Origin of the sequence: Rhodopseudomonas palustris HaA2, assembly GCF_000013365.1 — a bacterium.
Classification (GTDB): Bacteria; Pseudomonadota; Alphaproteobacteria; order Rhizobiales; family Xanthobacteraceae; genus Rhodopseudomonas; species Rhodopseudomonas palustris_J.
Genome location: NC_007778.1, coordinates 1,409,654 through 1,424,190, shown reverse-complemented (window position 1 = coordinate 1,424,190; position 14,537 = coordinate 1,409,654). Strand labels below are relative to the sequence as shown.

At 67.9% G+C, this 14,537-nt stretch carries 13 protein-coding genes; 4 read left to right on the top strand and 9 right to left on the bottom strand.

The window, feature by feature from the left end:
- The first annotated feature begins 48 nt into the window (after positions 1–48).
- Positions 49–1,557: an AMP-binding protein gene (locus RPB_RS06280; RefSeq protein ID WP_011440143.1), complete on the top strand. Its 1,509-nt coding sequence runs from the start codon at positions 49–51 to the stop codon at positions 1,555–1,557.
- A 2-nt stretch (positions 1,558–1,559) separates the two neighbouring features.
- On the opposite strand, the gene RPB_RS06275 is transcribed toward RPB_RS06280, so the two are convergent.
- The 3 genes from RPB_RS06275 to exbB are packed head-to-tail and all read right to left on the bottom strand — an operon-like array spanning position 1,560 to position 3,679.
- Entirely contained in the window at positions 1,560–2,438 is an 879-nt protein-coding gene (locus RPB_RS06275) for an energy transducer TonB (RefSeq protein ID WP_011440142.1), read from the bottom strand.
- Entirely contained in the window at positions 2,435–2,875 is a 441-nt protein-coding gene (gene exbD / locus RPB_RS06270) for a TonB system transport protein ExbD (RefSeq protein WP_011440141.1), read from the bottom strand. Before exbD ends, RPB_RS06275 begins: the two co-directional genes overlap by 4 nt.
- 3 nt (positions 2,876–2,878) lie before the next feature.
- Entirely contained in the window at positions 2,879–3,679 is an 801-nt protein-coding gene (exbB, locus tag RPB_RS06265) for a tonB-system energizer ExbB (protein WP_011440140.1), read from the bottom strand.
- A gap of 339 nt (positions 3,680–4,018) precedes the next feature.
- Here exbB and RPB_RS06260 point away from each other — a divergent pair, with 339 nt between their 5' ends.
- From RPB_RS06260 to RPB_RS06250, 3 genes are read left to right on the top strand one after another with little or no spacing between them, the layout of a single operon-like run.
- On the top strand, positions 4,019–4,867 hold the full coding sequence (locus RPB_RS06260) for an enoyl-CoA hydratase (protein WP_011440139.1): 849 nt from the start codon (positions 4,019–4,021) through the stop codon (positions 4,865–4,867).
- Positions 4,868–4,871: 4 nt separating this feature from the next.
- Positions 4,872–6,008, top strand: coding sequence for an acyl-CoA dehydrogenase family protein (locus RPB_RS06255; RefSeq protein WP_011440138.1), 1,137 nt, complete (start codon positions 4,872–4,874; stop codon positions 6,006–6,008).
- Between the two features lie 18 nt (positions 6,009–6,026).
- Positions 6,027–7,223, top strand: coding sequence for an acyl-CoA dehydrogenase family protein (locus RPB_RS06250; protein ID WP_011440137.1), 1,197 nt, complete (start codon positions 6,027–6,029; stop codon positions 7,221–7,223).
- Between the two features lie 195 nt (positions 7,224–7,418).
- On the opposite strand, the gene RPB_RS06245 is transcribed toward RPB_RS06250, so the two are convergent.
- From RPB_RS06245 to iorA, 6 genes are all read right to left on the bottom strand, one after another.
- On the bottom strand, positions 7,419–8,753 hold the full coding sequence (locus RPB_RS06245; RefSeq protein WP_011440136.1) for a phenylacetate--CoA ligase family protein: 1,335 nt from the start codon (positions 8,751–8,753) through the stop codon (positions 7,419–7,421).
- A gap of 235 nt (positions 8,754–8,988) precedes the next feature.
- A complete protein-coding gene (locus RPB_RS06240) occupies positions 8,989–9,546 on the bottom strand; it encodes a 2-oxoacid:acceptor oxidoreductase family protein (RefSeq protein ID WP_011440135.1) in 558 nt (185 codons plus the stop codon).
- Positions 9,547–9,559: 13 nt separating this feature from the next.
- On the bottom strand, positions 9,560–10,372 hold the full coding sequence (locus RPB_RS06235) for a 2-oxoacid:ferredoxin oxidoreductase subunit beta (protein ID WP_011440134.1): 813 nt from the start codon (positions 10,370–10,372) through the stop codon (positions 9,560–9,562).
- Between the two features lies 1 nt (position 10,373).
- Positions 10,374–11,534 (bottom strand): 2-oxoacid:acceptor oxidoreductase subunit alpha, encoded by a 1,161-nt coding sequence (locus tag RPB_RS06230; RefSeq protein ID WP_011440133.1) that lies wholly within the window; start codon positions 11,532–11,534, stop codon positions 10,374–10,376.
- Positions 11,531–12,478 (bottom strand): 2-oxoacid:acceptor oxidoreductase family protein, encoded by a 948-nt coding sequence (locus RPB_RS06225; protein ID WP_011440132.1) that lies wholly within the window; start codon positions 12,476–12,478, stop codon positions 11,531–11,533. Before RPB_RS06225 ends, RPB_RS06230 begins: the two co-directional genes overlap by 4 nt.
- Positions 12,475–14,298, bottom strand: coding sequence for an indolepyruvate ferredoxin oxidoreductase subunit alpha (gene iorA, locus RPB_RS06220; RefSeq protein WP_011440131.1), 1,824 nt, complete (start codon positions 14,296–14,298; stop codon positions 12,475–12,477). Before iorA ends, RPB_RS06225 begins: the two co-directional genes overlap by 4 nt.
- Between the last annotated feature and the right edge of the window lie 239 nt (positions 14,299–14,537).

Genomic DNA, 14,537 nt, shown 5'->3' with positions numbered 1-14,537 from the left:
ATCGGGCCGGCCGGACGCGGCTGAAGCCTTGAAAGACGGGGGAAATGCATGGCGCTTCACGACTTCACCCTGGGCGATGTCTATCGCCGCAATGCATCGCTGTTTCCGGACCGCACGGCTTTCGTGATCGATGGCGTCCGCGTCACCCACCGCGACTATCTCGCCCGGATCGAGCGGCTGGCCGCCGGCCTGCTGCGCGACAACGTCCGGCCCGGCGACCGTGTTGCGATCCTGTCGCAGAACTGTCCGGAAATGGTCGAGCTGATCGGCGCGGTAGCGTTGATCGGCGCCATCCTGCTGCCGGTGAACTATCGGCTCAACGCCGAGGAGATCGGCTTCGTGCTCGGCGACGGCGCGCCGACCGTGCTGATCGCGGGCAGTGATTACCGCGACATCATCGCCGGGCTGCAGCCGTCGCTGGCGAGCGTGCGAAAGACCTATGCGATCGGCGCCGATCCCGGCCCGTTCGCGCCGTTCGCCGAGCTCGAGTCCGACGATGCCTTCGTGCCACCGGAGGTCGCCGCCGCCGACGGCTTCGTCATCATCCACACCGCCGCCGTCGGCGGCAAACCGCGCGGCGCGCTGATCTCGCAGGGCAATCTGTTGATCGCGCAGAGTTCGCTGATCGAGGCATGGCGGCTGACCGAGCGCGACGTCAATCTCGGCATGCTGCCGTTGTTTCACGTCACCGGCCTCGGCCTGATGCTGACGCTGCAGCAGGCCGGCGGCGCCAGCGTGATTTCGGCGAAGTTCGATCCGGCGCAGGCGGCGCGCGACATCGAGGCGCACCGCGTCACGGTGCTGGCCGAGTTCGCGCCGACGCTCGGCAATATTCTCGATCAGGCTCAGTCGGCGCAATTGCAGAGCCTGCGCGCCGTCACCGGCCTCGATACGCCGGAGACGATCGAGCGGTTCGAGAAAGAGTGTCCGCAGGCGACGTTCTGGGCGACCTTCGGCCAGTCCGAGACTTCGGGGCTGGCGACGTTTGCGCCGTATCGCGACCGGCCGAAATCCGCCGGGCGACCGTTGCCCTGGCGCACGATCGCGGTGGTCGATGCCGACGATCGCCCGCTGCCCGCGGGTGAGGTCGGCGAGATCGTGCTGCGCGGCCCGACCGTGTTCAAAGGCTACTGGAACAACGAGGCGGCGACCCAGCACGCCTTCCGCAACGGCTGGCACCACACCGGCGACATGGGGAAGTTCGACGCCGACGGCTATCTGTTCTACGCCGGCCGCGCGCCGGAAAAGGAACTGATCAAGACCGGCGGCGAGAACGTCTATCCGGCCGAGGTCGAAGGCGCGCTGAAGCAGCATCCGGCGATCGCCGAGGCCGTGGTGATCGGCGTGCCCGATCCGCAATGGAGCGAGGCCATCAAGGCGGTGTGCGTCTGCAAGCCCGGTCAAAACGTCGACGCCGTGACGCTGGCCGACTTTGTCGGCTCGCTGATCGCGCGCTACAAGAAGCCGAAGCACGTGGTGTTCGTCGACGCCTTGCCCAAGGACGCCAAGGGCGCGGTCGACCGCGCCGCGGTGAAGGCCGCGCACGGAGGGGCGTAACGTCAACGCAGCGAGAAAATCACCGGCACGGTGAAGCTGGCCGAGGACTGCGTCATCTCCGGCGGGAATGCCGGTAGCGGCTGGGCGCGGCGGATCATCGCCATCGTTTCGGCGTCGAGCGCGGCATGGCCGGCCGAGCGTGCGAGCCGGCTGCCCAGCACTTGGCCGTGGCGGCCGACGGTGAAGCTCAGCATCGCGGTGCCAGTCTCGCCGGCGGCCTTCGACGACGACGGATATTGCTTGAAGCGCGCCAGATGCGCGGCGAGGCGCTCGCGATACGACGGCAGCGCGGCCGCCGCCGCGGCCCGGCCGGCATTCGGAGACGATTGCAACGCGGCCTGACGTTCGGCACGCGGCGCGGCGGTGGTGCGCGGCGCCGGCGGCTCGCGCGAGGCCCGCTTCGGCTCGGCGCGCTCCGGCTTGCGCTTGGGCTGATCGCGGGTCACCGGCGCGACCTTCGGCCGCTCGACCTCGGCTGCGTCCGGCTTCGCCGGCTGCCTCGCCGGTACCGGCAGCGCGACCTCGGGCGTCGGCGCCACCGGGATCGGTTCGGCCTGCTGCGCGGCCACCCGTGTCACCGGTTCCGACTTCACCGGGTCGGGCTCCGGTTCGTCCTGCCTCACCGGCTCAGGCGCAGCCTGCGACTGCTGCATCTGCGGACCCGGCGCGAGGTCCTGCGGCTGCACGGCGGGCGCAGACGGCGCCGGCGCCATGTCGACCAGGATCGCCGGCATCTCGACGCCGGGCGGTAGCGCCTGCTGATACCAGGCGACCGCGGCAGCGATCAGGCCCAGATGCGCGGCGACGATCGCCGCCGCCGACAGCAGCCATTGCGAGGCGCGGCCTTTGCCGGGCGGCTCGTGCAGCGCGAACGCGTTCATGGTGCGTCCCGGCCGTCGAGGCCGACGAGCGCGACCTTGAGATAGCCGGCGTTGCGCAGCAGGTTCATCACCGCCATCAGGTCGCCATAGCTGACCGCCTTGTCGGCGCGCAGGAAGATGCGTTCGTCCCTGTTGCCGCCGGTCGCGCTCTGCAGCGCGCCGTCGAGCGCGTCGCGGGTGACGGGAGACTCACCGATCGCCAGCGTGAGATCGGATTGCAGCGTGAGATACACCGGCTTGTCCGGCCGCGGCTGCGGCACCGCGGTCGAGGCCGGCAGGTCGACGCCGAGATCGACGGTGGCGAGCGGCGCTGCGACCATGAAGATGATCAGCAGCACCAGCATCACGTCGATGAACGGCGTGACGTTGATCTCGTGCGCGACGGCGAGATCGTCCTCGGCGCCCTGCCGCCGCCTCGCCCCGAGTCGCACGCCCATCGCCTACTCCGCGGCTCGCGCCATCAGCCGCGCCGAGCGGCCGCGGTCGCGGCTGACCAGCAGCAGCACCTGCGCCGAGGCGTCGCCGAGCAGCGCGCGATAATTGGCGATCCCGCGGACCAGATAGTTGTAGATCACCACCGCCGGCACCGCGGCGACGAGGCCGAGCGCGGTGGCGAGCAGCGCCTCGGCAATGCCCGGCGCGACCACCGCCAAATTGGTGGTGTGCGCTTCGGAAATCCCGATGAACGCATTCATGATGCCCCACACCGTGCCGAACAGGCCGACGAACGGCGCCACCGCGCCGATGGTCGCCAGAATGCCGGTGCCGCGCGCGATCCGCCGCGACATCGCCGCCTCGACCCGCTCCAGCCGCAGCGCGACGCGCTCCTTGAACTCGTCGTCGAAGCTCCAGCCGGACAGGCTGGCTTCGCGCGCCGCGGTCTGCACCAATTGCGCCACCGCGTCCTGCGCCTCGTCGGCGCTGCGCAGTTCGGCCAGCGTGACGTCCGCTTCGAGCCTGGCCAATCCGTCCCGGGCGCGCGCGGTCTCGCGGCGCAGCTCGAGCGTCTTCGACAGCCACACCGTCCAGGTCGCGAGCGACGCGACCACGAGGCCGGCCATCACCACCTGCACGACGATGTCGGCGCTCGTGAACATGCCCCAGGGCGACAGGTCGCGCGGCAACGACGCGACGTCGGTGGCGGCGACGCCGGGACTGCACGGCAGCAGCGATGCCGCGGCGGCCAGCACGCCCGCGGCAGCAGCATTCCTGAACGTCGAGACCATCGAAATCAGCGGCATGATCCACTTTCAGCGGCTGAGGAAGACGCGGAAGGGCTCGACCTATCGCACGGAACGCCACGCCCGAAAAATCAATTCCAGCCGGGTTTCGCCCAGGTCCACCCACGCCCATCGCATAAACGCGCGGATCGCGGATTGTTCTGCCTCAAAGCCGACGGAACCGGCTGGTCGACGACGGAGAGCATAAATTGCGAGGCCGGCGCCGCATATGCGCCGCAAGGCGGAATATCGCGCGCGGCGCCGCTGCAGATGACGTTTGCGGTCGCCGCAGCGACCTGCCAGACTACGCGCAACCACAACGGCGCGCATAAGCCGAAACAACAAGAAAAGGGAGGATGCATGGGCGGCTTCGAGACCCTCGTGGTCGAACGTCCCGATCCGGCGATCGCGCGGATCGTGATGAACCGGCCGGAAGCGCGCAACGCGCAGAACCTGCAGATGACCTACGACCTCAACGCCGCGTTCGACGACGCGGTGCAGGACGATGCCGTGAAGGTCATCATTCTCGCCGGCTCCGGCCCGCATTTCTCCGCCGGTCACGACCTGCGCGCCACCACCAAGAACGAAGCCGGCATCGACTTCCCGCCGGTCGGCCATTGGGGCGGCTTCCGCGAGCCCGGCGCTCACGGACGGATGGCGCGCGAGCAGGAAATTTATCTGCAGATCACGCGGCGCTGGCGCAATCTCGCCAAGCCGACCATCGCCGAAGTGCACGGCAAGTGCATCGCCGGCGGGCTGATGCTGGCCTGGGCCTGCGACCTGATCGTCGCCGCCGACAATGCCGAGTTCTGCGACCCGGTGGTGACGATGGGCGTCTGCGGCGTCGAGTGGTTCGTGCATCCATGGGAGCTCGGCCCGCGCAAGGCCAAGGAACTGCTGTTCACCGCCGATAGCTGGAGTGCGCAAGACGCGCACCGGCTCGGCATGGTCAATCATGTGGTGGCCGCCGCCGAGCTATCCGCCTTCACCTTGAATCTGGCGCAGCGCATCGCCGCCAAGCCGAGCTTCGCGCTGAAGATGACCAAGGAAGCGGTCAACCGCTCGGTGGACATTCAGGGTCAGCCGGCCGCGATCGATCAGGCGTTCGCGCTGCATCAGCTTTGTCACGCACACAATCTGCAGGAGTTTGGAATGATCGTCGATCCGTCGGGACTGCATCCGTCGGTGCGCAAGCAAGTGAAGGTGTAAGGCGATGGATCTCACGCCCAGTGACGAACAGCGGCTGCTGCGCGAAAGCGCCGACCGCTTCATCAACGAGACCTACACCAGCAAGCTGCGCGAGCAGAACGCCAAAGAACCGCTCGGCTTCAGCCAGGCGATCTGGAAACAGTTCGCCGAGCTCGGCTGGCTGGCGCTGCCGATCGCCGAGGAGCACGGCGGCATCGGCGGCGGCGCGATCGAGGTCGGCATCCTGATGGAAGCGTTCGGTCGCGGTCTCGTCAGCGAGCCTTATCTGTCGACCGTGGTGCTCGGCGCAGGCCTCGTTGCCGCGCACGGCCGTGACGACCAGAAGGCGGCGCTGCTGCCGCAGGTCGCCGAGGGCACACTGCGGCTCGCCTTCGCGCATGCCGAACGCGCCGCGCGCGCAAACCTGTCGCGCGTTGACACCACGGCGCGCAAGGACGGCGACAACTACGTCCTCGATGGCGCCAAGGTCGCGGTGCTGGACGGCGCGGCGGCCGATCAGCTGATCGTTTCGGCGCGGCTGGCGAACAACGGCAGCGGTTCGCTGCGTTTGTTCATGGTGCCGCGCGACGCGCCGGGACTGGCGCTCGCCGACTATCCGCGACTCGGCGGCGGCCGGGCGTGCAATCTGACGCTGCAAGGCGTGCGGGTGCCGGCGGACGCGCTACTCGGCGACGACGGCGATGCGTATCCGGCGATCGAGGCCGTGGTCGATCGCGCCCTCGCCGCGATGTCCGCCGAAGCCGTCGGCATGATGCAGACACTGACCGACAAGACGCTCGACTACACCAAAGTTCGAAAACAGTTCGGCAAGCCGCTCGCGGCCAATCAGGTGATCCGGCATCGCCTCACCGACATGTCGGTGCAGGTGGATGAAGCTCGCTCGATGGCGCTGCGCGCGGCGCTGAAGGCCGATGCGGACGCCGCCGAACGCGGCCGCGCCGCCTCCGGCGCCAAGGCCAAGATCGGCAAGGGCGCGCGCTTCGTCGCCGAGCAATCCGTGCAGCTGCATGGCGGCATGGGCGTCACCGAGGAGCTCGACGTCGGCGCGTACTTCAAACGCCTGCTGGCGTTCGAGACGCTGTTCGGCGGCAGCACCCATCATTATCGCCGCCACGCCGCGCTCAGCGGCCGGCCTGTTTAAGCAAAGCGAGGCATCGACATGGACATGACCTTCGGCGATTCCGAGCTCGCCTTTCAGCAGGAGGTCCGCGATTTCATCGCGGCCAATCTCACGCCCGACATGAAGCGCGCGGAGTCGCTCAACGCCTCGGTGTTCTCCGAGCCGGAGACCGGCGTGCCGTGGCAACGCGCCCTCAACGCGAAGGGCTGGGGCGCCCCCGGCTGGCCGGTCGAATATGGCGGCACCGGCTGGACACCGGCGCAGCGCTGGATTTTCGAGACCGAATGCGCGCATGCGGGCGTGCCGTCGCCGACGCCGATGGGCGTCAAGATGGTCGGCCCCGTCATCATCGGCTTCGGCTCGCCGGAGCAGAAGAACTACTTCCTGCCGCGGATTCTGTCCTGCGAGGATTATTGGTGTCAGGGCTATTCGGAGCCCGGTTCGGGCTCGGACCTGTCGTCGCTGAAGACCCGCGCGGTCCGCGACGGCGACGAGTACGTCATCAACGGCACCAAGATCTGGACCACCCACGCCCACAACGCCAACATGATGTTCGCGCTGGTGCGCACCAGCGACGAGCCGCGGCAGCAGGACGGCATCAGCTTCGTGCTGATCGACATGAAGAGCCCCGGCATTACCATCCGCCCGATCCTGACGATCGGCGGCGATCACGAGGTCAACCAGGTGTTCTTCGACGACGTCCGGATTCCGGCATCGAACCTGGTCGGCGAGGAAGGCAAGGGCTGGACCTACGGCAAGTACCTACTCGAATTCGAACGCGGTTCCGGCATCGCCTCGGCGAAGCTCCGCAAGGCGCTGCACAGGACGGCGGCGTTCGCCGAGTCGGAGGCGACCGGACGGGCGATCGAGGATCCGGACATCGCGATCCGGATGTCGGAGGCCGAGGTCGATATCGACGCGCTGGAAATGACCGAGCTGCGGGTGCTCTCCGCGCTGCAGAACGGCCAGAACCCCGGCGCGGTGTCGTCGATCCTCAAGCTGCGCACCAGCGAGATCTACCAGGCGGTGAGCCGCCTCGGCGTCGACGTGATCGGCACCGACGGCCTCTATGTCGAACCGACCCGCCCGCTGCACCGGCTCAACGCCCCGCCGGCGATTCCCGAGGACGAACTCGCCGTGATGCCGACACACCTCAACGGCCGCGCCTACACCATCTTCGGCGGCACCTCCGAGATCCAGCGCGACATCATCAGCAAGCTGGTGCTGGGGTTGTAGGCCGCTCGTCAACGACGAGTCGAAGCGTCATCCTGAGGTGCGTGTCGGCCGCGCGTCGCGCGGTCGACGCGCCTCGAAGGATGGCCGCACGCGCCGGTCTCCATCCTTCGAGGCTCGCCCTTCGGGCGAGCACCTCAGGATGACGGATCGCGTGCGGATAGTTCGGGAGAACGGAACGAGCGAAGTCGCCGTCCGTCAAATATTCCGCTGATCCTTCACCCGCACCGCCTTGCCCTGCGAGCGCGGGACGTCGCCCGGCGACTTCACTACGACCTTGCAGGTCACGCCGATCAGCGACTTGATGTGGTGGGTGACCTCGGCCGCCTTCTTCACCAGCGCCGCCTCGTCGCGCGGGGCGTCGGGGGCGATCTCGACTTCGACCGTCATGGCGTCGAGCGCCTTCTCCCGCGTCAGCACGATCTGGTAGTGCGGCGCGATGCCGGGGAAGCCGACCAGCACCGACTCCACCTGCGACGGATAGACGTTGACGCCGCGGATGATCAGCATGTCGTCGTCACGGCCGGTGACGCGCATGATCCGCAGATGGGTGCGGCCGCAGGCGCAGGGTTCGGTCGACAGGCTGGTGATGTCGCGGGTGCGATACCGGATCATCGGCAGCGCTTCCTTGGTCAGCGTGGTGATCACCAATTCGCCGACCGACCCCATCGGCAGCACCTGCAGGGTTTCCGGATCGATGGTCTCGAACAGGAAGTGATCTTCCCAGCCGTGCAGACCGTTCTGCGCCACGGCGCATTCGCAGGCGACGCCGGGGCCCATGATCTCCGACAGGCCGTAGACGTCGATCGCCTTGATGCCGAGCCGCGCCTCAAGGTCGCGGCGCATCGCATCCGACCACGGCTCGGCGCCGAACACGCCGATCCGCAGCGGCGCGGCGCGCAGGTTCACGCCCATCTGCTCGGCGACTTCGGCGATGTTGAGCGCGTAGGACGGCGTGCAGCACAGCACGTTGGCGCCGAAATCGGTCATCAGCGTCACCTGCCGCTCGGTGCCGCCGCCGGAGATCGGCACCACGGTGCAGCCCAGCCGCTCGGCGCCGTAATGCGCGCCGAGCCCACCAGTGAACAGGCCGTAGCCATAGGCGTTGTGGACGATGTCGTCGGGCGACACGCCCGCCCCGACCATCGACCGCGCCATCAGGGCGGCCCAGTTGTCGAGATCGGTCTTGGTATAACCGACCACGGTCGGCTTGCCGGTGGTGCCCGACGAGGCGTGAATCCGCGGTAGCTGATTGCGCGGCACCGCGAACATGCCGAACGGATAGTTGTCGCGCAGATCGTTTTTCTTGGTGAACGGAAACTTCGCGATGTCCGCGAGCGTCTGCAGATCGGCCGGCTTGACGCCGGCTTCGTCGAACGTCCGGCGATAATGCGGGACGTCGCGATAGGCCCGCTCGACGATTCGGCGCAGCCGCTCGAACTGCAGCGCCGCGAGCTGCGGCCGCGGCATCATCTCGATGGCGCGATCGTGCATATAGACGGGCTGTTCACGCAATGCGGGCTGGGCGCTCATCGAAACAATCCTTTGTCAGTATCCGACTATGCAGAACGATGCGGTCGCGCCGCGCACGGCGAGCTCCCTCGCCCCGCTCTTCGCGGGGAGAGGGTTGGGGTGAGGGGCGACGCGGGCACGGAGGCTCGGCCTTGTCGAGAGGCCCCCTCACCCGCCCGGCTTCGCTGCGCTACGCAGGGCGACCTCTCCCCGCGCGCGGGGAGAGGTTTCCGCAGTGCTTGGTGAGAAGTCGATCTCACGACGCAGCCGCGGCGACGGGCGCTTTGGCCAGCGCGTAGCCGGCGGCGAGCGCGTCCAGGTTGAGATCGAGGAAGCCGCGCGGCGAACTCGCGCGCACCACCTGCTCGATGGATTTGGGCTTGCAGATCCCTGTCAGTTCGATCAGCGCGCCGAGCGCAACGATGTTGGTGACGCGTTCGCTGCCGAGCTCGATCGCGGTGCGGCTGAGCGGCAAGCGATGCGGCACGACGTCGCCGTCGGGCAAATCCGGGCACAGCCGGGTGTCGGCGATCACCAGCGCACCGGCCTTCAGCCGCGGCCAGGACGGCTTGACGGCGATGCTGTCGAGCAGCACCAGATGGTCGAATGCGATCGGCAGCGGATAATCGACCTCGCCGCTGGCGACGACGAGGTCGGCGTTGCAGAAGCCGCCGCGCGAGGTCGGCTCGTAGGTCTGCGACTGCGCGACATGGCGGCCTTCCAGCGCCAGCGCATCGGCCAAGAGCTTGGCGCTGAGCACCAGCCCCTGCCCGCCGGTGCCGCCGAAGCGCAGTTCGATCCGGGATTTCGGCATCGTCTCGCTCCTGTTACTTGGCGGCGCGCAGCGCTGCGCCGTACTCCGGGCGGGTGTTGCGAGCCAAAATGCCGGTCGGCAGGTCCGTCGAGCGGAACGGCTCGTCGACGCTGTCGCGATAGGCGCTTGGGCGCATCTCGCTCTTCTGCCGCAGCACCATTTCGGACGACGAGCCCATGTCGTTCTTGCGGCCGTAGACTTCGGTGCAATCCGACAGCACTTCGATGAAGGCGAAGCCCGGATGCTGCAGCCCGTCCTTGATCAGTTCCTTCAGCTTCGGCACGTGGCGCGTCATTTCGCGGCCGACGAAGCCGGCGCCGGCGGCGGTCGCCAGCGCGCAGGCGTCGAAATTCGGCTCGGCGTTGCCGTGCGGCGTCGTGGTGGTCAGCCTTGTCTCCGACGTCGTCGGCGACACCTGGCCGCCGGTCATGCCGTAGATCTCGTTGTTGAGCATCAGGCAGGTGAGCTTGAGATTGCGCCGGCAGGCGTGGATCAGATGGTTGCCGCCGATCGCCAGGCAATCGCCGTCGCCGGTGATCACCACGACTTGCAGGTCCGGCCGCGCCAGCGCCAGCCCGGTCGCATAGGCCAGCGGCCGGCCGTGGGTGGTGTGGAAGGTGTTGGCGTCGATATAGGCCGACAGCCGCCCGGCGCAGCCGATGCCCGAGACGACGGCGAGCTTGTCGCGGTCGACCTTGAGTTCGTGCAGCGCCCAGAGCAGCGCGCGCAACGCCATGCCGTGGCCGCAGCCGGGGCACAGGAAATGCGGCATCATCTCCTGGCGGAGATAATCGCGGACGTCGAAATGCGGCGCATCGCGGAACATCTCAGACCTCCGAAGCGAGCTTGGTGGCGGCGGCGGCGATCTCAGCCGGCGTAATCGGCTCACCGCTGATCAAATGCAGGCCCTCGACGCGGCGATCGCGGAGAAGGCGCTCGATCTCCAGCCGGAGCTGGCCGATGTTGAGCTCGGGCACCAGAACGGCGCGAGCGTGCTTGGTCGCTTCGCGCAGCGCGATCTCCGGGAACGGCCACAGTGTGATCGGGCGGAACAGCCCGACCTTCTTGCCCTCGGCGCGGCAGGTATCGACCGCGCGGCGCGCCGCACGGGCGCTGATGCCGATCGCGACGATCACGACGTCCGCGTCCTCGCAGCGCACCGCCTCGAAGCTGTCGATCAGGTCGCGATGCTTCTCAAGCTTGGCATACAGCCGGCCGAGATTGCGGGTGACCGTTTCCGGGTCCTGACTCGGGAAGCCGGTCTCGCTGTGCGTCAGGCCGGTGGTGTGGGTGCGATAGCCGTCGCCGGGCCGCGGCATCGGCGGCACCAGGTCGTCGCCGGCCGCATAGGGCTTGTAGCCCTCGCGCGATCCGCTCGCCCATTTGCGCGTGGCGTGCACCGGCGGACGGCCGCCGAGCGATACGGTTTCGGACGACTGCGCGATCACCTGATCGTACAGCAGCACGACCGGGGTGCGGCAGATCTCGGCGAGGTCGAAGGCGCGGATGGTCTCGTCGTAGATCTCGCGCGCCGAGGCCGGCGCCAGCACGATGATCGGATAATCGCCGTGGCTGCCGTAGCGGGTCTGAAAGATATCGGCCTGCGACGGCCGCGTCGGCATCCCGGTCGAGGGACCGCCGCGCATTACATTGACGATGACGCAGGGAATCTCCGCCCCGGCGGCGTAGCCGATGTTCTCCTGCTTCAGCGAGAAGCCGGGGCCCGAGGTCGCGGTCAGCGCCTTGACGCCGCCCATCGAGGCGCCGATCACCGCGGCCATCGCGGCGATCTCGTCTTCCATCTGCACAAACACGCCGCCGGCCTTCGGCAGCAGCGTCGACAGCCGCTCGGCGATTTCGGATGACGGCGTGATCGGATAGCCGGCGAAGAAGGTGCAGCCTGCGTCGATCGCGCCCTGCGCGCAGGCGGCGTTGCCGGACAGCAGCTTGGCGGCGGGCTTAGCGTGCGAACGGTCGATCGCATTCATCGCGCGGCCTCCATCACGGCAGCATCGGTGTCGAGATGGACGCGGATGGCAAAATCCGGGCACAGCCATTCGCACAGCCGGCAGCCGGTGCATTTCTCCGGCGCGGTCATTTCGACGATGCGGTCGGCGTTCAGCGTGAGACAGCGCTCGGGGCAGAGCTTGACGCAGATTTCGCAGCTCTTGCACCAGGCGTCGGTGATCTCGAGCCGCGCCGCATAATGCGCGTGCACCGGTGCAGGCCTCGCCGCGGCGTCGTCCGCCGGAGGCGCGGTCTTGGCCTCGGCGATCCAGTTGCGGCCGAGTTCGAACGCGGCGCTGTTCACCGCGATGGTCTTCTTCGGCACGAAGCTGGTGACCGTCTTCTCCCACTCGGGCAGCGCGAATTCGAGCACGGTCGACAGCGCGCCGAGCAGCACGACGTTGGCGGCGCGGTCGTTGCCGAGTTCTTCCGCCATCCGCGTCGCGTCGATCGCATAGGCCTCGGAAACATAGGCGGAGACCTGCTCGGCGGTCTCGGTGGAGTAACGCAGCGGCGCGCCGAGCCGGCGGTTGAGGCAGGCGAAGGGCGGCACGATGCGCTTGGTGTCGCAGATGAACACGCCGGTCTCGCGCTTCAGATGCGGCAGCCAGCGCAGGCCCTCGGCCCATTCCAGCGCGATCAGCACGTCGGCCTCGCCCTTGGGAATTGTCGGCGACCACACCCGCTGGCCGAAGCGGACGTGGCTGAACACGGCGCCGCCGCGCTTGGCCATGCCGTGCACTTCGCTCTGCTTGACCTCGAAGCCGTGCGCCTGCGCCAGCGCCGCCAGCACCTTCGACACCATGATCACGCCCTGCCCGCCGACGCCGACGATCAGCACGTTGAACGGCTCGGCCAGCGCCGCGTTGAACGCGACCGGCTCGCTGTCCGCATTGAGGGCGGCGACTTTGCTCTGCTCGTTCATGGCGTCACCGGAGGCGTTGCGATCTTGATGCAGTCGATGGTGCAGACCTGGGCGCACAGCGTGCAGCCGATGCACAGCGCCGGATCGATCTTGACCCGGTGGCGGCCCTCGAACCATTCGTCGCTCCAGGTCAGCGCCGGGCAGCCGAGATTCATGCAGGACTGGCAGGCGGTGCACTGGCTGGTCACGACTTCGAGCGGCGGCCCCTTGATCTTGATCGGATCGAGCACGCAGGGCCGGTTCGAAATCAGCACCGCGACGCCGCGAAAATTGATGGCCTCGCGCAGCGCCTGATGGGTGGCGGCGAGATCGTAGCTGTCGACCGTCTTCACCCACTGCACGCCGCAGGCGCGGATCAGCGCCTCGTAGTTGATCTGCGGCGCTGGGTCGCCGCGCAGCGTCTTGCCCGTGCCGGGATGCTCCTGGCCGCCGGTCATCGCCGTGATGTGGTTGTCGAGCAGCATGACCGCAATATTGGCCTGGTTGTAGACCGCGTCGATCAGCGCCGGGATGCCGGCATGCAGGAAGGTCGAGTCGCCGATGGTGGCGACGACCGGCTTGGTCTCGCCGGCCTTGGCCATGCCGACGGCGTTGCCGATCGACGAGCCCATCGACACGCAGGTGTCGATGCCGCGCAAGGGATCGAGCACCGCCAGCGTGTAGCAGCCGATGTCACCGGCGACGCGGGCGCCGGAGGCGCGCACCGCCATGAAGCTCGATGTGTGCGGACAGCCGGCGCACAGCACCGGCGGCCGCACCACCGGCTCCGGCACCCAGGCATTCAGCGACGGCGGCGCCGGCAGGATGCCGGCCTGCACCAGCCCGCCCCGCACTACTTCCGGCGAGAACTCGCCGGCGCGCGGGAAGAAGCGCTTGCCCTCGACCTTGATACCGAGTGCCGCGATCTCTTTTTCGATGATCGGCTCCAGCTCCTCGACCACGAAGACGCGGTCGACCGAGGCGCAGAAATCGCGCAGCAATTGTTCCGGCAGCGGCCACGACGCGCCGAGCTTCAGCACGGTGGCGTTGGGCAGCACCTCGCGGACATAGGGATAGCAGGTGCCGGCGGTGACGATACCGAAGCTGCTGTCGCCGGTCTCCCATCGGGTGATCGCCGAGGCCGCGAAATAGTCCTTCAGCTTCGCCTCGCGCTCCAGCACCACGAGGTGGCGGGCGCGGGCGTGGGCCGGGATCATCACGTTCTTCGACGGCCTCTCGACGAAGCCGCGCGAGGCGATGTCGGCGCGCGCGCCGACCGTGACCGTGCTGCGGGTATGCGACAACCGGGTGGTGCTGCGGACGATCACCGGCGTGTCGAATTCCTCGGAGAGGTCGAACGCCAATCTGGTGAGGTCGTAGGCCTCCTGCGCATCGCTCGGCTCCAGGACCGGAACGCTGGCGAGCTGACCATAGATCCGGCTGTCCTGCTCGTTCTGCGACGAATGAATGCCGGGATCGTCGCAGACGACCAGCACCAGCCCGCCGTTGACGCCGATATAGGTCGACGTCATGAACGCATCGGCGGCGACGTTGAGACCGACATGCTTCATCGCGCACAGCGCGCGGCTGCCCGCGAACGACGCGCCGAGCGCGACGTCGAGCGCGACCTTCTCGTTGGTCGACCACTGGGCGTGCAAATCCTCGGCAGGATAGGTCGCGAGACTTTCGAGAATTTCGGTGCTCGGCGTGCCGGGATAGGCGGCGGCGACCCGGACGCCCGCCTCCCAGGCGGCGCGCGCGATCGCCTCGTTGCCGGTCAGCGGGCGCAGCTCCCTCGCGGAATTCTTCTGCGCCGCCGCGGCCTGCCAAGGTGTATGCATGAAGAGCTCCCCCCAAGCGCACGCCGCTGCGGCGATTAGATTAGCTTTAAAGAGGCTCTCTTTCCCAAATTTACCTTCCTTCGTATTTGCGCTAAGTCAACGGGCGCGACGATCACGATCGCCACTACGACCATGAACTAATCACGGCGTCGCGAAATTTTGTGCTGCGTCAATTCGGTGCGATGCAGCGAGACTTACAGCTACGCGAGAACAGATCGCAACGCGGCTGCTAATCGGTT